This is a genomic window from Acidobacteriota bacterium, from assembly GCA_020853395.1.
In the GTDB taxonomy this organism is placed as follows: Bacteria; Acidobacteriota; Vicinamibacteria; order Vicinamibacterales; family SCN-69-37; genus JADYYY01.
In genome coordinates this window covers 1-26,360 of the sequence record JADYYY010000006.1, presented here as the reverse complement: position 1 = coordinate 26,360, position 26,360 = coordinate 1, and the positions used below count along the sequence as shown (strand labels likewise).

General features: G+C 68.6%; 23 protein-coding genes. 16 read left to right on the top strand and 7 right to left on the bottom strand.

All coding sequences use genetic code 11. From position 1 onward, the window contains the following. Positions 1-571 precede the first annotated feature (571 nt). Both IT184_05745 and IT184_05740 read right to left on the bottom strand, forming a co-directional pair. Entirely contained in the window at positions 572-976 is a 405-nt protein-coding gene (locus IT184_05745; protein ID MCC7008300.1) for a hypothetical protein, read from the bottom strand. A gap of 4 nt (positions 977-980) precedes the next feature. Further along, positions 981-1,346: a helix-turn-helix transcriptional regulator gene (locus IT184_05740; GenBank protein ID MCC7008299.1), complete on the bottom strand. Its 366-nt coding sequence runs from the start codon at positions 1,344-1,346 to the stop codon at positions 981-983. 223 nt (positions 1,347-1,569) lie between these two features. Between IT184_05740 and IT184_05735 the strand changes: the two genes are divergently transcribed. The 5 genes from IT184_05735 (at position 1,570) to IT184_05715 (ending at position 8,478) form a co-directional block, all read left to right on the top strand. Beyond that, positions 1,570-2,346: an ABC transporter ATP-binding protein gene (locus IT184_05735; GenBank protein MCC7008298.1), complete on the top strand. Its 777-nt coding sequence runs from the start codon at positions 1,570-1,572 to the stop codon at positions 2,344-2,346. Further along, positions 2,343-4,109, top strand: a complete 1,767-nt coding sequence (locus IT184_05730) for a hypothetical protein (GenBank protein ID MCC7008297.1) — start codon at positions 2,343-2,345, stop codon at positions 4,107-4,109. The genes IT184_05735 and IT184_05730 overlap by 4 nt, the downstream gene beginning before the upstream one ends. A gap of 170 nt (positions 4,110-4,279) precedes the next feature. Then, the gene (locus IT184_05725; protein ID MCC7008296.1) at positions 4,280-4,648 is read left to right on the top strand and encodes a helix-turn-helix transcriptional regulator; all 369 of its coding nucleotides are present in this window, start codon (positions 4,280-4,282) and stop codon (positions 4,646-4,648) included. Between the two features lie 222 nt (positions 4,649-4,870). Then, positions 4,871-7,330, top strand: coding sequence for an ABC transporter permease (locus IT184_05720; GenBank protein ID MCC7008295.1), 2,460 nt, complete (start codon positions 4,871-4,873; stop codon positions 7,328-7,330). Between the two features lie 329 nt (positions 7,331-7,659). Next, entirely contained in the window at positions 7,660-8,478 is an 819-nt protein-coding gene (locus IT184_05715; GenBank protein MCC7008294.1) for a hypothetical protein, read from the top strand. Positions 8,479-8,807: 329 nt separating this feature from the next. Here the strand turns inward: IT184_05715 and IT184_05710 are convergent, their stop codons facing one another. Beyond that, positions 8,808-10,310, bottom strand: coding sequence for an FAD-dependent oxidoreductase (locus tag IT184_05710; GenBank protein ID MCC7008293.1), 1,503 nt, complete (start codon positions 10,308-10,310; stop codon positions 8,808-8,810). Positions 10,311-10,495: 185 nt separating this feature from the next. On the opposite strand from IT184_05710, the gene IT184_05705 reads away from it, so the two are divergent. From IT184_05705 to IT184_05690, 4 genes are read left to right on the top strand one after another with little or no spacing between them, the layout of a single operon-like run. After that, positions 10,496-10,855 (top strand): PadR family transcriptional regulator, encoded by a 360-nt coding sequence (locus tag IT184_05705; protein MCC7008292.1) that lies wholly within the window; start codon positions 10,496-10,498, stop codon positions 10,853-10,855. Further along, positions 10,848-11,072 (top strand): hypothetical protein, encoded by a 225-nt coding sequence (locus IT184_05700; GenBank protein ID MCC7008291.1) that lies wholly within the window; start codon positions 10,848-10,850, stop codon positions 11,070-11,072. The genes IT184_05705 and IT184_05700 overlap by 8 nt, the downstream gene beginning before the upstream one ends. 10 nt (positions 11,073-11,082) lie before the next feature. Continuing rightward, the gene (locus IT184_05695; protein ID MCC7008290.1) at positions 11,083-12,342 is read left to right on the top strand and encodes an HlyD family efflux transporter periplasmic adaptor subunit; all 1,260 of its coding nucleotides are present in this window, start codon (positions 11,083-11,085) and stop codon (positions 12,340-12,342) included. Between the two features lie 12 nt (positions 12,343-12,354). Then, positions 12,355-13,056 (top strand): ABC transporter ATP-binding protein, encoded by a 702-nt coding sequence (locus tag IT184_05690; GenBank protein MCC7008289.1) that lies wholly within the window; start codon positions 12,355-12,357, stop codon positions 13,054-13,056. Positions 13,057-13,264: 208 nt separating this feature from the next. On the opposite strand, the gene IT184_05685 is transcribed toward IT184_05690, so the two are convergent. Next, the gene (locus IT184_05685) at positions 13,265-14,047 is read right to left on the bottom strand and encodes a hypothetical protein (protein ID MCC7008288.1); all 783 of its coding nucleotides are present in this window, start codon (positions 14,045-14,047) and stop codon (positions 13,265-13,267) included. Between the two features lie 300 nt (positions 14,048-14,347). Here IT184_05685 and IT184_05680 point away from each other — a divergent pair, with 300 nt between their 5' ends. Next, positions 14,348-14,794 carry a hypothetical protein gene (locus IT184_05680; protein MCC7008287.1) on the top strand — a complete coding sequence of 149 codons (447 nt, stop codon included), beginning with the start codon at positions 14,348-14,350 and terminating at the stop codon, positions 14,792-14,794. 36 nt (positions 14,795-14,830) lie between these two features. Here IT184_05680 and IT184_05675 read toward each other — a convergent pair whose 3' ends face one another. Further along, positions 14,831-16,696 (bottom strand): VWA domain-containing protein, encoded by a 1,866-nt coding sequence (locus IT184_05675; protein ID MCC7008286.1) that lies wholly within the window; start codon positions 16,694-16,696, stop codon positions 14,831-14,833. A gap of 293 nt (positions 16,697-16,989) precedes the next feature. Here IT184_05675 and IT184_05670 point away from each other — a divergent pair, with 293 nt between their 5' ends. The 4 genes from IT184_05670 to IT184_05655 all read left to right on the top strand — a co-directional run bounded on the left by IT184_05670 (position 16,990) and on the right by IT184_05655 (position 21,920). Then, the gene (locus IT184_05670) at positions 16,990-17,682 is read left to right on the top strand and encodes a gluconate 2-dehydrogenase subunit 3 family protein (protein MCC7008285.1); all 693 of its coding nucleotides are present in this window, start codon (positions 16,990-16,992) and stop codon (positions 17,680-17,682) included. Beyond that, complete coding sequence (locus tag IT184_05665) at positions 17,672-19,384, top strand: GMC family oxidoreductase (protein MCC7008284.1); 1,713 nt, start codon at positions 17,672-17,674, stop codon at positions 19,382-19,384. The genes IT184_05670 and IT184_05665 overlap by 11 nt, the downstream gene beginning before the upstream one ends. Positions 19,385-20,057: 673 nt before the next feature. Beyond that, positions 20,058-21,629, top strand: coding sequence for a winged helix-turn-helix domain-containing protein (locus IT184_05660; protein ID MCC7008283.1), 1,572 nt, complete (start codon positions 20,058-20,060; stop codon positions 21,627-21,629). Between the two features lie 12 nt (positions 21,630-21,641). After that, entirely contained in the window at positions 21,642-21,920 is a 279-nt protein-coding gene (locus IT184_05655; GenBank protein MCC7008282.1) for a transcriptional regulator, read from the top strand. Positions 21,921-22,770: 850 nt separating this feature from the next. On the opposite strand, the gene IT184_05650 is transcribed toward IT184_05655, so the two are convergent. Both IT184_05650 and IT184_05645 read right to left on the bottom strand, forming a co-directional pair. Then, positions 22,771-23,523 (bottom strand): hypothetical protein, encoded by a 753-nt coding sequence (locus IT184_05650; GenBank protein MCC7008281.1) that lies wholly within the window; start codon positions 23,521-23,523, stop codon positions 22,771-22,773. A 56-nt stretch (positions 23,524-23,579) separates the two neighbouring features. Beyond that, complete coding sequence (locus tag IT184_05645; protein ID MCC7008280.1) at positions 23,580-24,110, bottom strand: hypothetical protein; 531 nt, start codon at positions 24,108-24,110, stop codon at positions 23,580-23,582. A gap of 136 nt (positions 24,111-24,246) precedes the next feature. Between IT184_05645 and IT184_05640 the strand changes: the two genes are divergently transcribed. Continuing rightward, positions 24,247-24,816 (top strand): Uma2 family endonuclease, encoded by a 570-nt coding sequence (locus IT184_05640; GenBank protein MCC7008279.1) that lies wholly within the window; start codon positions 24,247-24,249, stop codon positions 24,814-24,816. A gap of 143 nt (positions 24,817-24,959) precedes the next feature. Beyond that, on the top strand, positions 24,960-25,721 hold the full coding sequence (locus tag IT184_05635; protein ID MCC7008278.1) for a hypothetical protein: 762 nt from the start codon (positions 24,960-24,962) through the stop codon (positions 25,719-25,721). The last annotated feature ends 639 nt before the right edge of the window (positions 25,722-26,360 follow it).

The window sequence follows — 26,360 nt, the reverse complement described above, 5'->3', positions numbered from 1 at the left end:
CCGCGCAGTGTAGTACGGCCGATCCGATCTCGCCAGCCCGACACGCGACGTTTGGACACCAGACGGCCGGCCGGATCCTGCAGAATCAACTACATGGATCGGGATTTCTTCACCGGAAAGTAGCTAGAGGAGCCCGAACAGGAGACAGCCGGCCAGCAGGCTGTAGAAGAGGTTGAGCGTCGCCGCGCCGACGATCGGCGCGAGGAAGAACAGGCGCCGATCGAAACCGCACACGGTAGCAGCGACGCAGGCGACGCAACGACGCAACGCTCGGCGCCATACGTGGAGGTTCACCTGACGGCATCTGGGGAGGCCGCCTGCCGCAGGTGGTCGTGCCGCGCGTGGTGTGGTCCGGGAGGTCCCGCGCAGCGCGAGACGCCCCGGCGTCGAGCGATCACGCGGCGGCCGGTGCCGTCTCGTGTTCCATGTAGGCGGCGAGGATGATGTCGCGCAGCCGATCCTGCGACGCAGTCTCGACGATTGGCCGCGGCAAGGCTCGACTGCAGCGACGGCAATCGTTCCGGGCCGGACCAAGTGCATGCGATGTACTGATCGTCCGTTGCACCCGACGTCAGTGGAAGTAGGAGGGCAAGACCGCGAAGTACGCGTACCAGCCGGCCGCACCCAGCACGACGCCGGCGACGGCGAACACGAAATCGACGCTCATCGTCGAGTCGCTCATCGCGCCGTCTGCCATGGCACCGTCCATCAAGCCCAGGATCGAACCGGGCGCGAGCTCCCGGCGCGGCATCCGGAGCGTCGCCGACGTGCGAATCGTGTCCCAGATGACGTGCACGGCGAACGCGACGCACGCACGAGCACCACCGGCGCAGACATCCGTCGCCTGATTCCGGAAGGTCACGAGGAGCTCACAGCCGAACTCGCGTCTGAACGCTGACGGATAGAGCCGGGTCAACACGCGATAGAGCGCGCAGGCGACGTCGACCGGTCGTGAACGACCGTGTGGGACCGCCATGGCGCTAGGTGTCCGAGTTGCGTGGAAGGAGACGCCGAGCACGCGCCGCATTCAACGCCACCGCGAGCCGCTTCGCTTCCGCCTTGACGACACGCGTGCCGAGCGTCGTGATCCGGTAGTAGCGCCGCCGCTCGTCATCCAACTGGGGATCCGGACGCCAGTCCGACTCTTCGACCAGACCGGCCGCGAGCATGCGCTGCAAGCAACCGTACAGCGTGCCGGTGCCGAGCTGGAGCGCGCCGTCGGTGTCGTCGGCCACCTGCCGCATGATGCCGTAGCCGTGCCGCTCGCCTTCCGACAGGGCGACCAGAATGTGGAACACCGGTGGGGTGAGCGGCAACAAGTCCTCTGGCTGCTTCGTCGGTGGCATGTCGTTCGTTCGCTGTTCGCCCTTCAACGCCTCACGCGCCTCCCGATGGCCCTGGAGCAACCAGGCGGAAGCGCCGGCCAGACGTTGCACTGCGTCTGTAACGGATATAGTATGCCCGCAACGGACTCAGCGGTCAACTTTCCTGCCTGGCGTAACGATCGGCCGTGGGACCTGGGCTCGCGCCGACACGGCCGTTGTGCCTGTAGCTGTCTGGAGGCATTCCGTGTTGGAGCTTCGGGACGTTTCCAAGCGATACGGCGCCGTCACCGTCGTGTCTGGCATCTCGTTCGCCGTCGAGCCCGGCGACATTCTCGGCTACCTCGGTCCCAACGGGTCCGGCAAATCCACCACCGTCAAGATGCTCGTCGGATTGATGCCGCCGAGCGGCGGCCGGATCCTGTGTGACGGGCAGGACATCCAGGACGACCTCGTCGGCTACAAGGCACGCGTCGGCTACGTCCCGGAGGAAGCCCACCTCTACACGTACCTGACCGCCGCTGAGTATCTCCGCCTCGCCGGTCGCCTTCGGGGCATCGCCGACCGCGTGCTCGACGAGAAGATCGAGAGGTTTCTCGCGCTGTTCGACCTCGACGGTGATCCCCACGCACCGCTCTCGGCCTTCTCGAAAGGGATGCGGCAGAAGGTGCTGCTCTCCGCGGCGCTGCTCCACAACCCGCGCATCGTCGTGCTCGACGAACCGGTCTCCGGCCTCGATGTGTCGGCGGCCCTGCTCCTGCGCACCGTGGTGAAGACGCTGGCCGAGGCCGGCCGCATGGTCTTCTACAGCTCTCACGAGCTCGACACCATCGAGCGGGTCAGCACCCGCGTCATCATCTTGCGCGACGGGCGGATCGTCGCCGACGACTCCGCGTCGCGGCTTCGCGAGCTCATGTCTCTGGCGTCGCTGGAAGACGTCTTCGCCCAGCTCGCCGTGCGGCGAGACCTCGACGAGTTGGCAGACGGTCTGTGGTCGGCGATCCGGTTGGGAGCGTCGGCGTGAGCCGCCCGGCGTCGCCGACGACGACCCTGACTCGCGTGTTCGTCAGGCGGTTCTTCGAGAACGACTTCACCGGCGGAAGCGGCGACCTGCGGTCCTCCTTCTTCTGGCTGCTCGCGTTCGTGGCCCCGATCGGCATCCTCATGCCGTGGTCTCGTACGCTCCAGTACACCTGCTATTTCCTCGTGAGCGGGCCAGAGAGTCTGGGATTCCTGTCCGTCGAGGACAAGGCGTTCTACCTCGGCCTCGGCATGGTCGCGACGGGCGTGATCGGGGTGATCACGTGGCCGTCGTTCCTCCTCGATCGACGAGACGTCCTGGTGCTCGGCGCCATGCCGCTGCGGCCGAGTGTCATCGTCCGGGCCAAGGTCCTCGGCGTGCTCGCGTACGCGGCGGCCCTCGCCATCGGGATGCACGCCGGGGCTTCACTCGTCTTCGGGCTCCTGCTGACCGACGGCCGCCCGTTCACGTTCGTGCTGCGCTCGATTGCCGCCCACGGCGTCGTCTCGTGCGCGGCCAGCCTGTTCGTCGTGTTGACCATCGTGGCGGCGCAAGCCCTCGTGATGGCATTGGCGCCACGCCGCCTGTGCGCACGGATCTCGCAGGTGGTACAGGCCTGTACTGCCGCCAGCGTCATCGGGCTCCTGATCGCTCTTCCATCGTTGTCGTCCGCTCTCGTATTTCGGGATGCACGTTGGCAATGGCCATCGACGCGGCGCGCGGTCCTGGCATGTGCACCAGGCATGCGGCCTCAGCTCGCGGCCGGCAGCGTCACACCCGCGTCGTGGACCGATCTGACGCCGGTCGCGTGGTTCACAGGCCTGTACGAATGGGCGCTGGGTTCCGAGGATGCCAGGATTGCTGCGCTGGCCGTCGCGGCAGGCATCGCGTTGCTGGTGGTGATCGGGATCGTCGTCGTGGCGTATCCGTTGGCGGCTCGGCGTATGTTGCGCGACGAGGTCGAAGGGCTGGCGACCACGGGCTCCACCAACGTCATGCGCGGTGTCGTGGCCTGGGCCATCCGGCACCTGACGCGACACCCCACGCAGCGAGCCGTCATGCAGTTCTTCTTGGCCACGATCTTCAGGATGAGCACCCATCGTTTCGTGCTCGCCTTGGGCCTCGGTGCCACGGTCGCGCTGCTCCTGCCGGCCATCGTCGGTGGCCTCCGCGTTGGCGAGCTCCAGCGCGCCGTGCCGCCGGTGGCGCTGCTGTCCGTACCGCTGATCGTCATGATGGGCAACCTGGTGACAGTTCGAGTCGCCGCGTCGTTGCCCTCAGAGCTGCCAGGTCTCTGGATCTTCCGGCTCACCGAACTTCCCGCGGTCGCTTGCCGATCGGCGGTCCGCCGGCTCGTCTGGATCGGCGCGATCGTGTGTCCCCTCGCCATCGTTCTTCCCGTGTATTGGCACTACTGGGGCGTCGCGCTCGCCCTCACCCACGGCGTGATCTGTGCCGCGCTCGGTGCCGCTTTGACGGAACTGGCGTTGAGGGACATGGGAACGGCACCGTGTACGCAGCCGTGGCAACCGTCGCGGCTGAACCTCAAGACATGGTGGCCGGTGTACTTGGGCGCGTTCATCTCGATCACACAACTGACGCCGCGACTCTCTCTGGCGTTGGCGCACTCGCCGTCGGGCGCGTCGATCGTCGCCGCTGCGCTGCTCGGTGCGGCCTGGTTCATTCACCGGACGCACACCACGAGCGAGGGTGCCGGTGCAGGCGACGACGACCTGCTCGCACCCCAAGTACTGCATCTTCAATAGACGGGGTCAGCTCTGTTTCGTTTCGAGGGTGCCGCCTGCGGGATGGTCCATTCGGGAATGGTGCCCGACGCCACGCGGCAACCGAGAACATCGAGAGGAGGGATGTGCCCGGGGTGGCACAATCACCTCAGCCGAATTGAGCTGTAGCCGTTTCTGATACAGTGGTCTCGATGCCGAGGCGAGAAGCCGCTCCTGACGCCGAGTCGTTCCTTCCACTACATCGAGACACCTTCCACATCCTCGTATCGCTGGCCGACCGCGATCGGCACGGATACGCCGTGATGCAGGACGTTCTCGAGCGAACGAATGGCAAGTTGCGCCTCAGCCCGAGCAGCCTCTATGCGTCCATCCGCAGGCTCCTCGAACAGAGACTCATCGAGGAGCTGGCCGAGCGGCCCGATCCCGCCCACGACGACGAACGCCGGCGTTACTACCGTCTCACGCGCCTCGGCCGCGATGTGGCCAAGGCGGAAGCTCGCCGGCTGGAGCGCCTGCTGGGTGATGCGCGTGCCACCGGACTGCTGCCGCGACGGACATGATCCATGGCGCCCCGGTCTTCCCGCGCCGACCCGTTCTCTGTCCGCTTGTTTCGGGCGTTGGTCGGGTTGTACCCGAGCGCCTTCCGTAACGAGTACGAACGCGAACTGTCGCACGCCTTCATCGATCGCTATCGCGCCGCGAGTGGCCCTTGGGATCGCGTGCGCTTCTGGCTGGAGGCCGTTGGCGGCGTCTTCAAAGAGGCACCGAAGGAGCACGCACGCATGGCGCTTCACGATCTCCGCTGTGCGGTTCGCGTCCTCCGCCAGCACGCCGTGACCACTGCAGTCATCGTGACGACCCTGGCACTCGGTGTCGGTGCCAACACGGCCGTGTTCTCGCTCCTCGACGTGGTAGCGCTCAGGTCGCCGCTGCTCGTCCGCGACGCGGATCAGCTCTACGTCGTCAACAGCGGCCAATACGCTGCAGGCGGACCCGAGAGCGCCCGAATGTCGGGCCCGATGCTGAACGCGCTGCATCAGGCCGCCCCGGCCGGCGTGAAGGTCGCGGCGATGAGCCGCGGCATCGCGCGCGTGTACACGCGCGCTGCCGGCGAACGTGAGACCGTGCCCGCCAGGCTGCAGCTCGTCTCCCCCAACCTCTTTCCAGTACTCGGCGTGTCGCCGGCCCTTGGTCGACTGCTTCCCGATGCTGAGCGTGCGGCTCATGAGCCGGCGGTGGTCCTCAGCTACGGGTACTGGCAGCGGCGGTTCGGCGGGGCATCGGACGTTGTCGGACGCTCCCTTGCGATCAACGGAGCGGCCTTCACGATCGCCGGAGTGGGCCCGCGCGATTTCGCCGGCGTGTGGCTCGAGACGCCCGTCGATATCTGGATACCGCTCACCGCGCAGCCCACCGTCCAGTACTCACAGAGCTTCTCCGCCGACGGCGCAGACCTCGGTAGACCCTGGTTGCCACAGGCACGGATCTGGTGGCTTCACGTCGTCGCGCGCGTGCCGCCGGACCAAGTGGCGCCGGCGACCGCTATCTTCAAAGCGAGCCTCTCCGGCCTCGCAGGACGCGACACCAGGCTCGTGCTGCAGCCGTTCGCGGGCGGACTCTCGCGCCTTCGCCAGCAATTCTCGACGCCTCTCGTTGCGCTCATGGCAATGGCGATGCTCGTGCTGCTGACGGCATGCGCGAACGTGGCCAACCTGCTGCTGAGCCGGGCGGTCACTCGCCAGCGAGAGCTGGCCGTGCGCATGGCGCTGGGGGCGGGGCGTCCGCGGCTGATACACCAACTGCTCACGGAGAGCCTCCTGCTCGTCGTGATCGCCAGCGCAATGGGCCTCGTGTTCGCGCGGTGGGGCGCCGACGTCCTCCTGCGCGTCGTCATGGCCTCGATGGACGGAGTGCCGCCGTTCACGCCGTCCATCGACGTGCGGGTCCTCGCCTTCACGGCCGGCGTGGCGCTGGTATCCGTTGTGGCATTCGGCGTCTGGCCTGCGTGGCGCGCCACGCGCGTCGACTTGGCGTCCGCGTTCGCGGCCAATGCGCGAACCATCCTGGGAGGCGCGGCGCGGCCGGCACGCGCGCTCGTGGTGCTCCAAGTGGCGCTGTCGCTCCTTCTCGTCACCGGGGCAGGGTTGTTCGCCCGCAGCTTCCAGAAGCTGCTCGATGTCGATCTCGGCTTCGAGTCTGGGCGCGTGCTCGCAATTGGCGTCGACCCGCGGCTCGCGGGCGTGGCTCCCGAGAGCCTGCCCGAGACATATGCGCGCGTGCTCGACTCGCTGACGCACGCACCGGAAGTGGATTCGGCTGCGTTTGCGATGTGCGGGCTGCGCGGCGTCTGCGCTCGCGAGGATGGCTTTCAGGTCGAGGGATACCGGCCGCGTGAAGGTGAGGTCGTGATCTTCGGCGTGGACGCCGTCACGCCGACGTACTTCTCGACCGTGGGAACGCCGCTGCTCGCGGGCCGCGCGTTGAACGACGCGGACCGATCGCACACGGCCAAAGTGGCCGTCGTCAACCGCACGTTGGCCGAACGGTACTTCGGCGATTGGCGACGCGCAGTCGGGCGTCGGATCGGTTTGGCGGCTCCTGACATCGAAATCGTGGGAATCGTCGAAGACACTCGCGGCCTGACGGATCTGAAGGCCGCGGCCATCCCGAGCGTGTTCGTACCGCTCTCGCAACGCCCTGTCGTACCCCGTGAGCTGTTAGTTCGGGCGACGTCCGATTCGTCCATGGTCGCGTCGACCGTGCGGAGCGCCATGGAGAATGCCGCACCCGGCTTGCCCATCGAGCGAATGGAGCCGATCGAGATTCTGGTCCAGCGCGGTCTGAGTCAGGAACGCGTCGTGGTGTGGCTGACGGCGAGCTTCGGCGCGCTGGCGCTCGGTCTGGCAGCCTTGGGGCTGTTCGGCGTCTTGTCGCACGCCACCGCACGGCGCAGGCCGGAGATTGGCGTGAGGCTCGCGCTGGGCGCGGCCCCCAAGCTTGTGCGATGGAGCGTCGTGCGCGATGGCCTGCGGCTCGTGCTCTACGGCTTGGTGCTCGCCCTGCCGCTGGTCTTGATTGGCGGGCGGCTGATCTCGCGCCTGGTGTTTGGCATCAGCCCCTACGATCCGCTCACCGTGATCGTGGCTGTGCTCGTGCTCGTCTTCGTCGGCATCGCCGCCAGCGCGGGGCCGGCACGACGCGCCTCGCGCGTCGATCCCATGGTGGCGCTCAGGCAGGACTGATGGAGGCCGTCGCCCCCCTGCCCGCGCGCTCTGCGACGAGTCGGCCAGAGAACGACGCATTGCCGAGCGAACGACCAGCTCACCCGTCGACACAGCCAGACGCCGTGCAATCACCGTGCGGGAACCGACAATGAACGACGAGCGACGCCGAGAGCTTCCGGGAGTTCCCGACGCTCACCGGGAACTGCGATGTGCCGGATGACTGGTCCGTCGTGGGCATTCGGGGCGAGACGTCTGCCTTGCGGCAGACTGCGTCCGCGCCTCCGTCGCGCGTGCAGCAGCGAGTGTCGGTCCTACTGCTTATGAAGACAAGAGCACGCACGATCGCAATGCACGCCACCCTCATCGCCGGCGTGGCCGCGCTCCTCGCGTTCTCGATGGTCTATCCGTTCCTGCCCGGTAGATACGACGAGCTGGCCGTGCCGCTCTCGACCATGGCGCAGGTGTTCGGCGTGGTCGGGCTCGCGCTGGTTCCTGGAGGAGTGCTGTGGCTCATCGTGCCGAGGTACGGCTTCCCGCTGGCCCTGCTCGCCACGGCCATCGGCACCGGCGTCGCGCTCGTCCTGGCCCTCTTCGCGACCCTCAGCGTTGGCAACGCGTTCGGCGTGCTCACGCTCGCCATCTGGATCTCCGTCCTCGTGCGGCTCGCACCACGGCTGAAGGACCTGAGGCGCGCCGGCGATCGACGGTTCAGCCCGGCACCGTTCTATCTCGTGCTCTTGCCGACGCTCGCCTTCGGGTCTCAGTTGGCACTGGCCGTTCCGGCGACCCGGTGGAGCCGGGATCGTGCGATGGCGAACGCCGGCGAGCTCATCGCCGACATCGAGCAGTACCGCACGAGGCACGGCAGCTATCCCCCCGCGCTCCAGGCGCAGCACGCTGATTACGTCCCCGACGTCATCGGCGTCGAACAGTACTTCTACGCGCCACGAGGCGAGTCGTACAACCTCGCCTTCGAGCAGCCGAGGTTCCTGCTCGACCGCTTCGGCACGCGGGAGTGGGTCGTCTACAATCCGCGCGGCGAGCATCGCTTGTACAGCCACGCGGCGCGGCTCCTCTCATCACCAGACCTCGGAGGATCGGGTCAGGGTTGGTACGCGTCAGGCGAGACCGGTCACGTGTACTGGCGGTATTTCTGGTTCGACTGAAGGTCTCGCAGGCGCCGATAGCTGGCGCCCGCCATCGCGCGCCGCTCGCGGTCGAGCGTCATGGCATTCGCGCGTGGACTCGATCACCTGCGATCGCTCTTTGTCTTCTCGAACGGCCATGCTCAACGCTGAAACGAATGAGCTCCCGCTCTGCCAGTGCTTCGGAGGAGGCCTTCCCGCCAGGCTGTCAGGCGAACGCACGCTTCCGGTGAGAACTGCACGGCGACGAGACAGCGTTCGGACAGGACGTCATCGCCACCAGCCCGGGCCGAACGCGGCGTCAGAAGGGGGCTATTCGGCGTGTCCTCATGACGTCGCCCGCTTGCCGTTCAGGTCGACGTCTCGAGCTCGACTTCGGCCTGGAGGCTCGCGCGATCGCGGCGGACGGTGGCGACCGCCAGCCGCCGCCCGTCGCGCAGGTAGGTGACCGTCGCGTCGCGGGCCTCGAGCGATCCGTCCACCTGCACCACGTCCCACTGTTCGGCGTGCCCGACGTACCTGATCGTCACGTCGTAATGCTGGCTCCAGAAGAACGGCACGGCGTCGAAGCGCTCGCGCCGGCCGAGCATGTTCTTCGCGGCGACCTGCCCCTGGCGCTCCGCCACCACCCAATGCTCGACGCGAATCCGCTGGCCGGTGTGCGGGTCGGGCCAGCGGGCCACGTCTCCAGCCGCGAAGATGCCGCGCGCGCTGGTCTCCAAGAACTCGTCGACCGTGATGCCGCGGTCGACGGCGAGCCCCGCGCGCTCGGCGATCGCGACGGACGGCCGCACGCCGGCGCCGATGACGACGAAATCCGCGTCGAGCGTGCCGCCGCCGCTGAGCGTGACCGTCCGTCCCGCGATCGACGCGACCGTCTGGCCCAGATGGAACGCGACGCCCTGCGCCTCGTGCAGCGTCTGCACGAACGCCCCCACCTCCGCGCCCAGGACTCGCTCGAACGGATGCTGGTCTGGCGCGACGACGTCAACGGCGATCCCGCGCGCCCGGAGCGACGCCGCCACCTCCAGCCCGATGAAGCTGGCGCCGACGACCACGGCTCGCGTCGCGGCCCGTGCCCGCTCGACGATCGCGCGGCTGTCGGCGAACGTGCGGAGGTACGACACACGTCCCGTCTCCGCGCCCGGAATGTGCAGTTGCACGGGATCGGCACCGGTGGCGATCAGCAAGGCGCCGAACTGCCGATGCGAGCCATCCTCGAGCGTGAGGCTCCGACCGGCGGGATCGATCGACGCCACGCGTGAATCGAGGACGAGGTCGACGCGGCGCTCCGCGTAGCGGTCGGCGGGCCACAGCGGGATCCAGTCGTCCTGCGCCTCACCGGCGAGGTAGTCCTTCGAGAGGTTCGGACGATCGACTGGCGGATCGGCGTCCGCGCTGATCATCGTCACCGGCCCCTCGTACCCCTCGCGGCGCAGCATGTCGGCCGCCGCCAGGCCGGCCGCGCCGCCGCCGACGATGACGACCGAGGACGGATGATGTCGGCGATCGGTCGCGGCGGCCGGCGCGTTCGCCGTCACCTTCCCGCCGACGACAACGCTGTCGCCCTGCCGTCGAACGTCCCAACAGGCGATCGGGTCGAGCGCCGGGGCTCGGACGGCTTCGCCGGTCGCGAGGTCGAAGCACGCGTGGTGCAGCGGACAGCGGATCGTGTGGCCGACGACGAGCCCGTCGGCGAGCGCGCCGTGATAGTGCGTGCAGTGCGCCCCAACGGCGAAGAACCGATCGCCGGTTCGCACGAGCACGACCTCCTCGTCACCCACCTTGCCGGCCATCGTGCCGCCGTCTGGCAGCGACGAGATGGACACGCCGCGCGTGAAGTCGACGCTCATGGGTCGTCCCTTTCAGTTCTACGATCGATGATCCATGTTCCACCGGATGGCGCGTCGACACAACCGGGGACATCGGACATTGGGACATCGGGCTATCGGACATCGGAACATCGGATCGGACATCGGAGCATCGGCTCATCGGAACATCGGGACATCGGTTTCTTGACGACGCGCCTCCTTGTGGTATGGTAGTCCCACATATGTCACTCCTCTCGGGATCGCGCGAGCTGAAGAAGGGCAGCGCGGAGCTGCTGATCCTGGCCCTCGTCGCCGACGAGGCCCGGCACGGCTATGACATCGCGCACCTCATCGAGCGGCGCTCGCAGGGCGCCCTGACGTTCCACGCGGCCTCGCTCTACCCGCTGCTCTATCGCCTCGAACGGCGCGGGTGGATCAAGGGCCGCTGGGTCGAGAAGGCTCACGAGCGCCGTCGGCGGATGTATCGCATCACGCCCGCCGGGCGTCAGGTGCTGGCGGCCCAGCGGTTGGGTTGGGAGGCGTTCGTCGCGGCGGTCAACGCCATCACCGCCCCGACGCATGCCTGACTGGCGGGCGCTGGTCCGGCAGCGGCTGCGCGCGGCCGACCTCGACGCGGCCGACGAGCTCGGCATCGTCGAGGAATTGGCCCAGCACGTCGAAGACCGCTATGCCGATCTGCTCCGCGAGGGGCGCACCGATGCCGACGCGCTCGCCCTCGCCGTCGAGGAGCTGGGCGGCGACGAGTGGGTCGGTGAGCTGAAGGACGCGCTGAAACGCAAGTGAGGACAGACGCATGGACATGCCACGGGATCCGGCCTTTCTGACGCGCAGGCGACGACGGCGATGGCTCGTCGGCGGGGCGATGGCGATCGTGGCGCTCGGCGTGAGCGTCGCCGTCGCGCGGATGGAGCCGGCCGCGCCGTCGATTGCCAACAGCCAGGCCGTGCTGTGGTTCGGCACGGTCAAGCGCGGCCCCATGGTGCGCGAGGTGCGAGGAGCCGGCACGCTCGTGCCGGAGGAAATCCGCTGGATCCCCGCGACGACCGCCGGCCGCGTCGAGCGGATCCTGCTCCAGCCCGGCGCCCGCGTGGAGCCCGACACCGTCATCGTGGAGCTCTCCAATCCCGATCTCGAGCAGAGCGCGCGCAGCGCCGAGCTCGAATGGCAGAGCGCGATCGCACAGCTCGGCAACCAGCGCGTCTCACTGGCGTCGACGCGCGCGAGCCTGGAGGCCGCCATCGTCGACTACGAATCGGCGTACGAGGTCGCGCTCGCGGACTTCGACATGCACCGAAGCCTCGCCGGCAAGGGGCTCATCGCGGAGATCACGCTCAAGCAGAAACAGGCGGTCCTCAATCAGGCCAGCAACCGGCTCGGCCTCGCGAAGCGGCAGTTGACGTCCGCCGTCGACAACGCCGCGTTCCAGCTCGCCCCGCTCGAGGCCGGCGTCAATCAGCGCAAGGCGGCCTGGCAGCGTCTCGCCCAGCAGGTCGCCGATCTGCGCGTGAAAGCCACGATGACGGGGCAGCTCCAGTTGATCGCCGTGGAACGAGGCCAGCAGGTCGGCCCGGGCACGAATCTGGCCCGCGTGTCGGATCCGACGCGATTGAAAGCGGAACTGCGCATCTCCGACACGCAGACGCGCGATCTGGCGATCGGCCAGCGCGCCGACGTCGACACGCGCAGCGGCCACGTGCCCGGCGAGGTCGTGCGCATCGATCCGGCGTCGCGGGGCGGCACGGTCGGCGTCGACGTTCGCCTGCTCGGCCCGCTGCCCGCCGGCGCCCGGCCGGACCTCGGCATCGACGGCACGATCGAGCTCGAGCGGCTGGCGAACGTGCTCTTCGTCGAGAGCCCGCCCTTCGGGCAGGAACAGAGCACGATCAGCTTGTTCAAGGTCTTTCCCGGCGGTGAGGCCCGGCGCACGCCGGTCGCCGTGGGCCGCCGGTCGGTGCAGTTCATCGAGGTCGTCCAGGGGCTGCAGGAGGGCGACCGCGTCGTGCTGACGGACATGTCCCAGTACGACAGTGTGGATCGAGTTCGGCTGGACTAACGGGAGACGCTCATGAGCGCGGACTGCGTGATTCAGATGCAAGAAATCTCCAAGGTGTTCTACACCGACGAAGTCGAAACCCATGCGCTCGCGGACGTGTCGCTCACGATCGCCCGCGGCGAGTACCTGTCGATCTCCGGCCCCTCGGGGTGCGGGAAGTCGACGCTGCTCTCGATCATCGGCCTGCTCGACACGCCGACGTCGGGCCGCTACCTGCTCAACGGCCGGGCGGTCGACGGGCTGTCGATGGGGGAACGCGCGCAGGTGCGCAATCGCGAGATCGGTTTCATCTTCCAGAGCTTCAACCTGATCGGCGATCTCACGATCTACGAGAACATCGAACTGCCGCTCACCTATCGCGGCATGGGCGCGGCCGAGCGCAAGGAGCGGGTGCTCGCGGCGCTCGAGAAGGTCGGCATGGCCCATCGGGCGAAGCACGTGCCGAGCCAGTTGTCCGGCGGCCAACAGCAGCGCGTCGCGGTCGCGCGCGCCATCGCCGGCTCGCCGTCCATCCTGCTGGCGGACGAGCCGACGGGCAACCTCGACTCGAAGAACGGCGAGGCCGTCATGACGCTCTTGCGCGATCTCCATCACGAAGGCGCCACCATCTGCATCGTCACGCACGACCCGCGCTACGCGCACCACGCCGAGCGCGAGGTCTCCCTCTTCGACGGCCGTGTCGTCGGCGAGCAGGTGCTCGCGCCGGCATCGTGAGCGCGCCGGGGCACGGCTCGGCCGACGCGATTCGGTAGAGGACTACGTCCTGCTCGGGACCGCGGCTGAGGTCAACCGCCGAGCCGCAAGCGCGCGAACGTGAAATGAGGGTGGAGGTCACCGCGATTCAACGCGGCGACCTCCATCGTTCAGTTCTGCGGCCGCCCGGCCGCGTGGTCCTCACGGCCGAGAGAAACGGACGGCGCGGCTATCGAGACGCGAAGCCCGACAGCCTGAAGCGATACGCCTGCCGCGTGGCGTCGTACTCCGCGTGGAACATCGACGGCAGCCGGCCGGCCATGCCGGCGACGGCGGGCAGCGGCAGGTCGAACGACGCCTTCTTCATCAGAGTCGCCTTCGCGATCATCGGCTCGATGAAGATCGGGCGCTCGCGGTAGTAGCCGACGACCATGGTCCGCTCGAACGCATCGGGGCGCGCGACGTCGGCGGCGGGAATCGCGTGCATGCCCATCCGCGGGACACAGAGGCCGACGAGCGACTCGACGCCCATCATCTGCGCCATCGGCGGCGGCAGCGTGATGTCGGGCAGCGTGTACGCCGCAGGGAGCGCGGCGGGCTTGCGCTGGTCCCGGCAATCGATCGCGGCGATCTCGGCGGGCGCGATCGTGTAGAAGTGGAAGTCGAAGTGCGGCGTCAGGAACGGCGCCGGCGGATGCCCGCCCGGCTCCCAGTCGACCGTCAACTGGCGCATCGCCGTCTGTTCCTGAACGACGGCCGGCAGGTCGATCGCCGCAACCGGCACCGGCGGCCACGTCATCGGCGCCTCGGCGGGCGCGCGATCGATCACCGCGATCGGAATCGTGGCGCCGGCCTCGACGAGCCGGCCGCCCGTCGTCGTGGCCCACGTACAGATTCGGCCGGTGAACACGTCGGCACACGCGCCCGCCACTTCAGCGGCCCCCTGCCCTCCGACGAAGGCGGCGGAGGCGAACAGAGCGGACGCGAGAACGATCGACATGCGGCTGGCCATGCGGCTTTCCTCCATCTGCCCGGGAAGTGTAACGACTCGCGCCGCCGTTGTACCGACTTTTCGCGACCGCGATGGAACTCGAGGGAACGCGACGCCGGGAACCTCGCGCAGCTCGCCTCGACTGGCGGCGAGCTCGATCACCTAGCCGCCGGCGGCCAACGCCCCGCGATCGAGGCCTGCGATGCGACCCAGCTCACGATCGACGCGCCGGACGGCACGACGTGGACGAGCGGCCTCGATCTGATCGGAGCGTCGCGTGCCGTGTGGCAGGCGCCGGCCGACGTTCCGGTCGCACTCAGAATGCCGCGTCCGCTCGCTGACGCGGCGCTGCGACAGCCGGTCAACATCAGGGCGAGGTTCTTCGTGACGACGTTCACGGACACGCCCACGCGAGTGCCGGTCGACAACCAGCGCGTGTTCGTCGAGGCCGTTGGCGTGTGTTCGGGCTCGACGTACGACCAGCCGACGCCGTCTCTCAATGGCGAACCCGCAACGCGCATCGACTGCCTCAATGCGTTCAGGCAGCCGCGGTTCATGCTGGTCACGCCGGCGCAGGGCGCCACGTTCTCGCCCTCCGCCCGGTCCTACTCGCCGTTTCCGGCCGAGCTCAGGCTGCAGCCCGTGAAGGCCTGGTCGATCGTCGTGCGCCCGGTGGATGAGGTGACGATCAGGACGCTGACGCCGAAGGCGCACTTCGAGACCACGCTCGAGCTGCGCGGCGTGGATCTTCGTGACTTCATGCCCTAGCCGCTCGCGCTTCGCCTGCTACGGCCTGGTCGTCCCTCAGCGCACCACGCGAAACGCCACGTCGCGGATCTCGCGCAGGTCGCCTCGACCGGCGGTCATCTCGATCACGTAGTCGCCGGCGGCGAACGCGCCAAGAGCGAGGTCCACCCAGACGGCACGTGGGCCGTCAGCCCGTTCTACGCCGACGTCGATGTGCTCGCGCAGCGGCTGCCCGCGCCGATCGAGCAGGCGGGCCGACACCGCATCGGCGTCGCCGGCGAGCGTCCAGACGACTCGCAGGCGCTCCTGGCGCCGGAACTCGGCGATGATGACCCGCTCGAGCTCGGCCGCACGGCGTGCCGACGCGCGAAACATCGTCGCGGCACCGAGCAGGCTCCCTGGCCCGGCTTCACGATCGGCGCGCCGCGTGTCTGGCGACAACGCCGCGAGCGCCGTCGCCACGCGATCCACCTGCTCCGGCGTGCCGACGATTCGCTCCTCCTCGCTCTCCGGAACGGCCTTGCGCGTCGCGAAGTACCCTCGCCGCGCCTTCACGCTCAGGCCCGCCGCGCGGACCTTCACCTCGATCCGCCGGAACTTTCCGTCCATCTTCTGGTTGAGCGGCGAGTAGCCGAGCAGGTAGTACGCAGACACGTCGGCGCCGATTCGCTCCAGCCCGCCTGCCAGATCGTTCGACTGCACGACCGCGATGCCGTCCGTGGACTCGGCGAGCGTGCGCAGCGACGTCACACGGTTTCGCAGCCGCGAGGTGTCGCGCGTCATCAGCGCCGCGCCAGCCCCGGGCGCCGGCGCCTCGCGCACCGTCGTGTCGAACGCCGCCAGGCCCGTTGTCGCGACCGGATATGCGGTGACGTTCGCTCGATTCGCGGCCGCGGCGATCTCGCGCAGCCGTCGGGCGTCGTCGATCTCGGCGAGGTGGAGCAACTCGTCGGCACACGTCTGATAGAGCGAGAGCGCCGGATTGGCCATCATCCGGCGGAGACTGCGCCACCCGAACCGGTCGCCGGTCCGCTGGCTGGCGAACCGCGTGTCGCGCGCGAGCTCGTCCGCGAGGTGGCGATCGGGCTGGAAGAGCGCCCAGCCGTCGGTCAGGATGACGAGCGTGGTGCGCGCTTCACGCAGCCGCCCGAGGTACGGGACGAGCTGCGCGAGCGCGGTCAGCACCTGCTCCTCGCGGCGGCGCTCGATCAGGACGTCGTCGAGGTAGCGCTCCACGCCGCCGTCGTCGACGAGCCAGGGCTCGATGCTCGTCGCCGCGAACCGATCGTGGAAGCACTGCCGAATCGAGTCTTCGACTGGATCGCGCCGCTCCGTGAGGGCGCGCTCCCGCTGTCCCCACGAGGATCGCTGGCGCAGGTACTGCTCGAGTCGAGCGCGATCGCGCACGAACGTGATGTCCTGCGGGAGCATCCGCGGCGTCGTGAGCCCGACGAGGTCGCCGGCCCCGACCGTGCGGTGCAGGAAGTCCACGAGCGGCCGCGCGATCGCGTTGGATCCGCCGAGGCTCGTGTGCAGCTCGTCGAGGAACAGCACGATGAGCCGGTTGCGCGGGTCGGCCGCGGCCGCGTACATCTCGCGCAGCCCGTCCGGATCCTGCTGCGGCGCGCCGGCGGGCTCGATGCGGACGAACTCGAAGCTCTGGATGACCTGGCGCCTGCCGTCCTCGAACAGCTCGAAGTCGTCAGGGCCGAGACCTTCGACGATGCGGCCGTCGCGCTGGGGAAAGACGTCGACAAGGACGGCGGTCGTCCTGCCGCGCATCACGTCCGGTGCCGCCTGGCCCGAAGACTGAGGGGCGGAACGCGCGGGCGGATCGGGAAGCGCCTGACCGTGCAGCAGAGCGGCAAGAGCCGAACCTGCGACGACGTACGCGGATCCGCGCAGGCGTGGATGCCACGTCATGACTCACTCCATGACTCGAGTGTAGCCGGTCCCGAGTCCCGGGTCCCGAGTCCCGGGTCCCGGGTCCCGGGTCTCTGGTCCCGAGTCCTGGGTCCGGGTCCTTGCGACGTGTCGAAAAGGCTGCGCCGAGGCCCGCCGTGCGTCGGCCCGCCGCGTCGCTCGCGAATGAGGACCCAGCACGAGCGGGCCGCGGCCAGGCTCGCCGAGGCCGCCCGCGCCGACGTGCGCGGAATACGTTAGGATCCGCCATCCCCTACGGGATCGATCTCGCACGCGTGCCTGAAGGAGTGGTCGTGGACGACTCGACGAAGGACACCGGAACCGGCGTGTCGCGCCGCGAGTGGCTGAAGACGGCGGGGCTCGCCGGCGCGGCAGCGGTGGTCCCCGGCGCGCTTCAGCAGAGCGTGCCGGCGGGCGGCGTCGTCCGCGAGCCGCTCGAGACGCTCACGCAGCCGGAAGCCGACGCGCTGGAAGCCGTCGCCGCGCGCCTCATTCCCAGCGACGAGCACGGCCCCGGCGCACGCGAAGCGCGCGCCGCCCACTACATCGATCGCGCGCTCGGCGGCGCCCTCGCATCATCGCGCGAGGCGTACCGCGATGGCCTCGCCGCCGTCGATCGGTACGCGCGGAGCACGAAGGGCGAGCGCTTCGCCGACCTGTCGCCGGCGGATCAGGATGCCGTGCTCACCGACATGGAACGCAACGTGGCCACGGGATTCGTTCCCAGCGCCTCGGCGTTCTTCGCGCTGCTCCGCACGCACACCATTCACGGCACGTTCTGCGATCCGTACTACGGCGGCAACCGCAACTTCGTCGGCTGGGATCTCATCGGCTATCCGGGTCTCCGCTTGGCCGTCGCCGAGGCCGACCAGCGGCTCGACGCGAAACCGGCGCCGAGCCATACGTCGGCGTACGACGATGCGATGTTCGCTCCGAAGCCGCCACGCGCGGGCCTGTGGCTCCGGCTGATCCGCCATGCCGACTAGCCAACCGAGCCCCGCGGACGTCGTCATCATCGGGCTCGGCGCGGCGGGCGGCGTTGCCGCTCTGCCGCTCGCCCGCGCGGGATTGACCGTCGTCGGGCTGGAAGCCGGCCGCCGGCATTCGCCCGCCGACTTCGCTCCGGACGAGCTGCGCAACAACGTCCGCGGCTGGCCGCACGCCGTGCAGAAGGCCAACCGCGAGATCCCGACCCATCGGCCCAACGCGTCGTCGCCCACGCTGCCGCGCCTGGCGGTACACCCGATGATGAACGCGGTGGGCGGCACGTCGCTCCACTACTGGGCCCAGAGCTGGCGGCTCAATCCCTGGGACTTCAAGGTCGTCAGCGAGACCACGCGGCGATACGGCGCGTCGAGGGTGCCGCGCGGCTCGACGATCGAGGACTGGCCGCTCGATTACGCCGAGCTCGAGCCGTACTACGACGCGGTCGAGTACGAGATCGGCGTCTCGGGCAAGGCGGGCAACGTCAACGGCACGATCGATCCTCGCGGCAACGTCTTCGAGGGGCCCCGCCGGCGCGAGTACCCGATGCCGCCGCTGCGCCGCACCGGCTTCACCGAGATGATGGCCGATGCCGCGCGCTCGCTCGGATGGCGCCCCTTCCCCGGGCCGGCCGCGATCAACTCGCAGCCGAATCAGGACCGCAGCGCCTGCATGTATCACGGCTACTGCGATCGCGGCGGCTGCCACGTGAGCGCGAAGAACTCCACCGCCGTCACGACGATCCCGCGCGCGGAGGCCACGGGACGACTGACCGTCGTCACCGAGGCGACGGTCACGAGGATCGAGGTGGATGCGAGAGGCCGCGCGTCGGGCGTGCGCTATCTCAAAGACGGACGGGAGCTCTTCCAGCCGGCGCGCGTCGTCCTGCTCGCCAGCTACGTGTACGAGAACGTGCGGCTGCTGCTGCTCTCGACGTCGCCGGCGTTCCCGCGGGGGCTGTCGAACAACCGCGGCCAGGTCGGCCGTCACTACTTCGCGCACAACCTCGGCGGCGGCGCGACGGCGCTGTTCCCGCGCGATCTGAACACCTGGTACGGGTTGCCGGCCCAGGGCACGGCCGTCGACGACTGGGCCGACGACAACTTCGATCACAGCGGGCTCGACTTCATCGGCGGCGGAAACCTCTTCCTCTACTCGGATCGCCGGCCGATCGCCGCGGCGAACATGAACACCTTCGGGAAGGCGCCGCAGTGGGGCTCCAGGTGGAAGGCGTTCGTCAGCGAGAACGCCGACCGGTGGAAGAACGCGTATCTGCAGAAGACGACGCTGCCGTACGAGGACAACTACCTCGATCTCGATCCCGTCGTGAAGGACCCGCTCGGATTCCCCGTGTGCCGCATCACGTTCGATTTCAAGGAGAACGAACGCCGGGTCGCGGCCTTCGTCCAGGAGAAAGCCGTCCAGTGGCTGCAGGCCGCCGGCGCGATCGCGATCGAGCGGGGCTCGGTCAATCCCACCGGGCCGACCACGCACGCGTACGGCGGCACGCGAATGGGGTTCGACGCGGAGACGAACGTGGTCGATCGCTGGGGCTTCTCGCACGAGGTGCCGAACCTCGGCATCCTGGGCGCCTCGGTCATGGGCACGAGCGGTTCGCGCAACCCGACGCTCACGGTGCAGGCGCTCGCGTGGCGCACCGCGGATCATCTCGTGAAGAGCTGGAGCCAGCGCGCGGACGCCTGAGCGGCGTGTCACTCCACACCGCCGACGTGGGATCGACCCAGACATCGAGATCCGCGGTCGCGCGCGGACGGCCGTGGTGCGCGAGCGCGTAGGCCCCGACGATCAGGAAGCGAACCTCAGCGACCGCGAACGACCGCAACAGATCGACGAAGTCCCGGTTCATCCGGATGCCGCCCGAGCAGCTCCCATTGTTCCACTGACAATCGCCACGCCAGCAATACGCGTTCGTCCGCGGGCATCTGGCGCCAGTACTCGGCGTCGTGCCGATCGGCGTCGAGGTTGGACGAGAATCGCCGCGCCCTCACGTTCGGCCGAGGTCGATCCGTCACCGGCCGAGTATAGCGAAACGCCGCTGTGCGATCCGAGCTGGGACGCCTTCGAGCCGATCGGCGGCGATCACGCCGGCGAGGTCGGCTTTCGATCGCCGTCGAAGGTGCTACCGTCGATGGCGACCGCGTCCCGCACGCCGCGGCTCTTCGACGGCGACGATCCGGACCCGTTGTGCCGACAACCACAACGACGCGAGCGCTCTCATTCGCTCCCTTCACTCCTCGCTTGCCTCCCGCTCGCGGCGGTATCTACAATGCGCCACTCGAACGCGGGGCGAACCCGGCATGGCCGCGTTCGCCCGCCCGGCGCCGAAGGCGCCGCCAATGCGGAGGTCGGCTGACGGATGGCGTCCCGGCACACGTTTGCGTTCGGACCCTTCACCCTCGACGCCGACGCGCGGCGCCTCACGCGCAACGGTGCGATCGTCCGCCTCACGCCGCGCCAGTTCGATCTGCTTCACCTCTTCGTCCGCCGGCCCGGCGAAGTGCTCCCGGTCGACCGCCTGATCAGTGACGCCTGGAGCGACGTGGCGACGACGACGAACAACTTGGTGCAGGTAGTCCGAAAGGTCCGCGAACGGCTGGATCCCGACGACGAGCAGCGCTACATCCAGACGCTGCCGCGCGACGGCTACCGGTTCGCAGAGCCAGTCACGCTCGTCCAGCCGCGCGCGACCGACGCGGAGCTCGACGCGCTGCTCGCGCCGCACCGCGCGTTCATGGACGGCCGCGCCGCCCTCGACACGCTGGAGCGAGCGAGCCTCGCGCCCGCGCGGACGGCGTTCGAAGAAGCGATCGCGCGTCACGGGCGCGTGCCCGCCTTCCACGTGGCGCTCGCCAACGCCTGCGCGCTGCAGTTCGAGACCACGCGTGCAGACGCGCGGCCCGACGTCGATGCGCTCGGCGTCGCGGCGACGCACGCGCGCGAAGCCTGCCGCCTCGATCCTCAGTACGGTGAAGGCTGGGCCACGCTCGGGTTCGTCCTCGAGCGGACGGGCAGGCGCGACGAGGCGCTCGCCGCCCTTCGGCGCAGCATCATGCTGCAGCCGAACGAATGGCGGCACCAGTTCCGGCTGGCGTTCGCGGGCTGGGGCTACGAGAGGCTCGCCGCGGCCGAGCGCACCGTGGCCCTCTCACGCGGCTGCCCGCAGGCGCACTGGCTGGCGGCGACCGTCTTCGTCGCGCGCGACGCCTGCGGCGAGGCCGAACGTGAGCTCGACGCCGGCATCGCGGAGCTGCAGGAGGCGTCGGGTGCCGGCGCACGTCTGCCGTTCGTGGCGCTGTACTGGCTGAAGGGACTGCTCGCGCTCGCGCGCGGCGACACCGACGAGGCGCTCGGGTGGTTCGATCGCGAGCTGGCGCTCGAGAGCGCCGGACACGTCTACGCCCGCGAGTGCTGCGCGAACACCTGGTATGCGATCGGCGCCGTGAGGCTGCAACGCGGCGATCGGGCTGGTGCGATCGCCGCGTTCGACGAGGCGACCGCGCGCGTGCCCGCGCACGCCAGGGCCGAGGCCGGGCGGGCGCTCGCCGCGGCGGGGGCCGCCGCGAAGGCGGCGCCGATCTTGGAGGTCGCCGCGAAGGTGGGGGCTGGCTCGAATGCCGCCGTGCACGTCGCGTCTGACTCGAAAGCCGCCGCGAAGGCGGCGCCGAATGCCGTGGCGAGCGCAGCATTGGGCTCGAACGACATCGCGCTTGCCGCCGCGGGTCCAATGGACCGCGCCATCGCGCGGGCGACCGTGCTCGTCGCGTCGAACGATCTCGTGCGCGCCGCGGCTCTCGTGGACGAGGCGCTGGCGGCCGCGCCGCTCGGAAACGCTGGGTGGACCATCCCGATCGAGCCGCTGCTCGCCGTCGGTGATCGACGCGACGCGTGGACGTCAGTGCTCGCGAGGCTGCGCCATCGCGCGAGCTGAGGACGATCGGCGATGACGACGAGGCGGAACGTGCTCGAGGCGTTGGTGCGTGCGCCGCGAACCGCGTCGAGTCTCGCCCGCGAGCTCGGAATCCGCCGGGCCGACATCCAGCACGAGCTCGAGCACGCCCTTCGCTCGGCCGAAGCCGCCGGTTACCACGTCCGCGTCGAGCCTGCGCGATGCCGGACGTGCGGGTTCGAGTTCGATCGTGATCGGCTGACCAAACCGGGTAAGTGTCCGAAGTGCCGGCAGAGCCGCATCGTCGAGCCGCTGATCGTTCTGTCGAGCTAGTCGGTCAGAGCTCGGCCAACGGCTCAGCGAGCGAATGCTACGAGTGGCTGGAGCGGCCGGTCACGAATCGCGCGCAAGAGACGCCGCGAAGGACCTCGGCGTCGTGCTGCGTGCTTCACTGCCCGTGCTGCCGATATGTGGACGGTAGGGCGAATGTCTCGCTGCTCAGGCGGGCAATCCGCTGAATGGATTCAACGGTGGACACGAACACGAGCCCAGGGACCACCGAGAGCCGCATTCGTGACTCGAGAGCCAAGGGGCAGGCAGTGTGGTAACGCGCCACATCGAGCCCACTTGCGAATCTACGTGTCACGTCCATCATTGCCACCATGGCGTGGGGCACTCCGATCTTGTCGGTGCGCCAGTTTTCGACCTCGACCGAGACGCTCGCGATGCCGAGGTGTCAGCGCTGGACGGCACGACCATGGCCGAAGCAGTGGTCCTCCTCCTTGTCCTGTCAGGGCTCGCCAGCGCGGCGCCGATGGTGCGGGCGGTGAGGTTGGCATCCCGAAGTCTGGCTCGTGGGTGATCCCGTGTTCTTGGTCGAGGATCCTGGGCGTCATGCGTGTTGTGCCGGAGCTTCCGCGAGATCGGTGGACGAGCACCCGGAGATTCGACCTCATCGAGCACTGAGGGTTGCGCGGTGTCGGCGTGTGCTGGATAGACGTCCATCTGTTGGCCGGCGCGCTGACAAACGAACTCCGGCTCTGGACGGCAGGCCGGCGGTTCCAACAGATGGCGGGCGGCTCAGGTATCGTAGCTTGGGGTAGCCATTTTGGCGTCAGGGGCAAGGCCACGTGCGCGCCTTGCCCCTGTCTGTCACGAACGATCGCGCCACCGGACGGTCACCTCACGACACCTTCCGCAGCGCGGGCTCGGGCTCGGCTGGCTGGCCGCCTCCGTCCACGACGGGTGCACCGCTCGGTGCCTCCGGTCCGCTGACGACCGGCGGCTCGGACGGCTTGCTCCTCGCCGCCTTCGCGGGCGCCTCCACGCGGCGCGCTTCGTGCCACGCGCCCAGGAGCACCGCATCGGCTGCGAGCGTGGTCGGCACGACGACGCCGAGCACGCGAAGCGCCTCGGTGGCGATCGCGAACGCCGCCTTCGTGCCCTCGCGCGCCCTGGCGAAGCCGTCCTGGCCCACGCGCCGGTCGCGGTCCGCCCGATCGTAGCGAGCGATCAGCTCCCGCAGCTCCGCGATCATCGTCGCCGGCATGCCGAACGGCACGAACCGCTCGACGGCCGTCGCGCCCTCGTCGACGAACGCGCGCGCCGCGGTGAGCAGCGCGACGCCCGACTTCCGGGACGGCAGCTTGAACTTGCTGTCCGCGCCCGGGACGCTCCTGCCGACGATCCGTGCGACGCGCGCGACGATCTTGACACGCGCCTCGATCGCCTTGCGCAGCGACGCCCTCGCCTGCCTGCCCTCTTCCCGCGTCAGCAGCTTGGCTTTGGCGTGGGCATCGATCCGCGCCACCGCGTCGTGAACGGCGGCGAATGCCTGGCCCGCCGGCGACGACTCTGGAAACTGCTCACGGTTGCTGCTGCCGAACTCACCGACCCTGATCATCATCTCGTAACGTTTGCGCTCTGTGCGATTCATGACGCACCTCCTGACGCGCATCGTCGCGCCGGAGGGCCGCGCGTGTAGTGAACGGCTCAGTGAAAATTGATGAAAGCGTCGTGCGCGCGCGTCGTGAGGCCGCCAGCCAACCGCTCGAACCGGCCGACGGGGACTGTGATGAGCCCGCGCGGTCGGATGAGGGCCCGGCTCAGCCCGGTGAGGACGCCGCGCGGCGCCGTGATCGTGGTGCCCGCGGCCGTGACGCCGCGACTCGTGGCCGTGATGGCGGTCCTCTGCGCCGTCATGGCGATGCTCGCCATGCTAATGGCGCGACTCGCGATTGTGATGGCAGTGCTCGGCGCCGTGAGGACGCCGCTCGCGACCGCGATGGCGCTACGCGCGGCCGTGATGGCGCTGCTCGCCGCCGTGACGACGCCGCTCGCCATGCCGAAGGTGCCGCTCGCGACGGTGAGGTCGCGGCTGGCGGCCGTGATGCCGCTCCGCACGTCCGGAAGGACGCCGCTCGCCGCCGTGATGGCGCCGGGCGGCCGGGCGGCGGCGGTCACGACGGGCCGCTGCGTGGAGTGCAGCTTCTGCGATCGGGCGGCGCCGGCCGCTGGCAGCATCTGCGATCCGCGATCGGCGCCGGCCCTCGATCCAGCACGTTTGCGGAGCGTTCTCGACGATTCCAGATCAGGTGATATGCGGCACGCCGTTCGCAGTCGACGACGGTAGAATGAGCCCATGGCGGGAGAGGATCACGTGAGAGCAACGAACCCGGCCGGAAGGCTCACCTACGACGACTTCGTGCACTTCCCGGAAGACGACGGGCTGCGGCACGAGCTGATCGACGGAGAGCACTACGTGACGGCTGCGCCCAACGTGCGCCACCAGGACATCCTGGGGTCTGTTCATTTCCTGATCCGAACGTGGCTCGAGGACCACCCTGCCGGCCGCGTCTTCTTCGCGCCCTTCGACGTCGTCATCTCGCGGTTCGACGTCGTCGAACCAGACCTGGTGTACATGTCGCACGAGCGCGCGGCAGCCATCCTCACGAAGGCGAACGCGCAGGGCGTGCCGGAGCTCGTGGTGGAGATCGCGTCCGAGAGCACGCGCCGGCGCGACGCGACGATCAAACGCCGGCTGTACGAGCGGAGCGGCGTCAGCGAGTACTGGACGATCGACCCCGACACGCAGACGATTCGCGTTCAGCGCCGCGTGCGCGACCGCTTCGTCGAGGCGGCCGTCCTCGCGCTGGACGCAGGCGACGTGCTCACCACGCCGCTGCTACCGGGGCTCCAGATGCCGCTCGGGCGGATCTTCAGGGACTGAACGCCGCCTCCAGCCCGCGCACCTAGCCGATGTACAGGGGCCTGTCCGCTATCGGGGTTCTAGCTCTTGTTCTGACTGTCCACCAGTCACTGGTTGCTGAGCCTCAAACCTTCCGATCTCGGACGCAGCTCGTTCAAATTGACGTGTCGGTTCTCGACAAGGACCGTCATGCCGTGCGTGGCTTGACGGCAAAGGATTTCTCCGTGCTCGAGGAGGATCATCCCCGTCCAATCGCGACATTCGTTGAAGTCGATCTTCCTCTTCCAGAGCCTGCTAACACTGGTTCCAGTGCCGTTGCGCAATCGGACATCTCGACCGCTAGAGTTGGCCGGGTCATCGTCATCGTCATTGATGACAATGGCCTTGGCGGGCTCAGGGCGCAGCAGTGGGCCATTCTTAAAGCGCGCTCAGTTGCGCTCAACGTTATCGCCAACATGGGACCGGCCGATCTTGGGGCGGTCATCTTTACGGCAGACAATCGTACCGGTCAGCCCCTGACGCGCGATCACGCCCTTCTGACTGCTGCAATCACAAACGCCCAACCCCTCCAACTCGGTTTCACCGTTCGGCCTCCAGACGTTCCTTCGTGTGCGTGTGGGATTTGCTCGATGGAGACGTTGGCTCGGGTATCTAAGGACCTTCGGTCGATTGAGGGTCTTCGCAAGACGATCTTCTTCATCAGCCAAGGCGTCCCTGGTGCTCGCGGAGGCGCGTGCGAGGAGTTGCACTCGTTCACCGAAGCCATGCGTCAGGCGCAGCTTGCGAATGTGACGATTCACCCGTTCGATCCTTCCGGCTTGAAGGTTGGCGCGGCCGGCGGACGTGGAAGGGGCCGGGGGGGGGAATCAGTCCGGCTCTGGAATCCTTACGCGCGATCGCCTACGCCACCGGCAGTCGGGCGGTAGTCAACAACAACGACCCAGAACTGATCGTTGCTGACGCGATGGAAGAGAGTCGCTCCTACTATCTGCTTGGGTTTGAACCTCTCGTCGCAACCAGTCCTGACGGAAAGATGCGCCGCATCAGGGTCAGCGTCAATCGACGTGGCGTAGATGTCAGGGCTCGAAGTGGGTTCTATCCGGAGATTTCAGCGAAGCCTTCAGAAAGCCGAGTCAATCCTGACTAGGACCGCGGCTGCGGTGCTTTGAGGAAAATCGATACTCTTCACCATGCTGCCGGAAATCCCGCTGCCGCTGCGGAGGCGACGCAAATCGCCGAATGGAATGGATCCTGCAATCCACTACTCTGCGCTTTACGAGGACGGAGTGGCTGTCATGCAACCGGTCGGTTGCATGACAGGCGACGTCTCCATTCGGCTCAGCTGCTCCGTGGAGCCTGTCGTCGCTCGGATGTAAGATTCACCGCATGAGCTCGACTGTGCGTCGGGTAGGTCGAGCCAACATCTCCGCCGTCCTGGTAGCTACTTTCCGGTGAAGAAATGACCTCTGGCGATGCGCGTTCGCGGCCTCGGTGGGTCCGGGAATGTGGCAGGGCGCTTCAATTCTGTTTGTTCACGGGTTCCGACTACGCGGCGGCTCGCCGGT

Excerpts from the sequence above, each read along its gene's own strand:
- IT184_05710 (MCC7008293.1), bottom strand. The coding sequence starts at position 10,310 with ATGAGCGTCGACTTCACGCGCGGCGTGTCCATCTCGTCGCTGCCAGAC.
- IT184_05695 (MCC7008290.1), top strand. The coding sequence starts at position 11,083 with ATGGACATGCCACGGGATCCGGCCTTTCTGACGCGCAGGCGACGACGG.
- IT184_05720 (MCC7008295.1), top strand. The coding sequence starts at position 4,871 with ATGGCGCTTCACGATCTCCGCTGTGCGGTTCGCGTCCTCCGCCAGCAC.
- IT184_05660 (MCC7008283.1), top strand. The coding sequence starts at position 20,058 with ATGGCGTCCCGGCACACGTTTGCGTTCGGACCCTTCACCCTCGACGCC.
- IT184_05725 (MCC7008296.1), top strand. The coding sequence starts at position 4,280 with ATGCCGAGGCGAGAAGCCGCTCCTGACGCCGAGTCGTTCCTTCCACTA.
- IT184_05655 (MCC7008282.1), top strand. The coding sequence starts at position 21,642 with ATGACGACGAGGCGGAACGTGCTCGAGGCGTTGGTGCGTGCGCCGCGA.
- IT184_05650 (MCC7008281.1), bottom strand. The coding sequence starts at position 23,523 with ATGAATCGCACAGAGCGCAAACGTTACGAGATGATGATCAGGGTCGGT.
- IT184_05740 (MCC7008299.1), bottom strand. The coding sequence starts at position 1,346 with ATGCCACCGACGAAGCAGCCAGAGGACTTGTTGCCGCTCACCCCACCG.
- IT184_05665 (MCC7008284.1), top strand. The coding sequence starts at position 17,672 with ATGCCGACTAGCCAACCGAGCCCCGCGGACGTCGTCATCATCGGGCTC.
- IT184_05680 (MCC7008287.1), top strand. The coding sequence starts at position 14,348 with ATGCCGCGTCCGCTCGCTGACGCGGCGCTGCGACAGCCGGTCAACATC.
- IT184_05685 (MCC7008288.1), bottom strand. The coding sequence starts at position 14,047 with ATGGCCAGCCGCATGTCGATCGTTCTCGCGTCCGCTCTGTTCGCCTCC.
- IT184_05645 (MCC7008280.1), bottom strand. The coding sequence starts at position 24,110 with ATGCTGCCAGCGGCCGGCGCCGCCCGATCGCAGAAGCTGCACTCCACG.
- IT184_05705 (MCC7008292.1), top strand. The coding sequence starts at position 10,496 with ATGGTAGTCCCACATATGTCACTCCTCTCGGGATCGCGCGAGCTGAAG.
- IT184_05715 (MCC7008294.1), top strand. The coding sequence starts at position 7,660 with ATGCACGCCACCCTCATCGCCGGCGTGGCCGCGCTCCTCGCGTTCTCG.
- IT184_05675 (MCC7008286.1), bottom strand. The coding sequence starts at position 16,696 with ATGACGTGGCATCCACGCCTGCGCGGATCCGCGTACGTCGTCGCAGGT.
- IT184_05690 (MCC7008289.1), top strand. The coding sequence starts at position 12,355 with ATGAGCGCGGACTGCGTGATTCAGATGCAAGAAATCTCCAAGGTGTTC.
- IT184_05745 (MCC7008300.1), bottom strand. The coding sequence starts at position 976 with ATGGCGGTCCCACACGGTCGTTCACGACCGGTCGACGTCGCCTGCGCG.
- IT184_05700 (MCC7008291.1), top strand. The coding sequence starts at position 10,848 with ATGCCTGACTGGCGGGCGCTGGTCCGGCAGCGGCTGCGCGCGGCCGAC.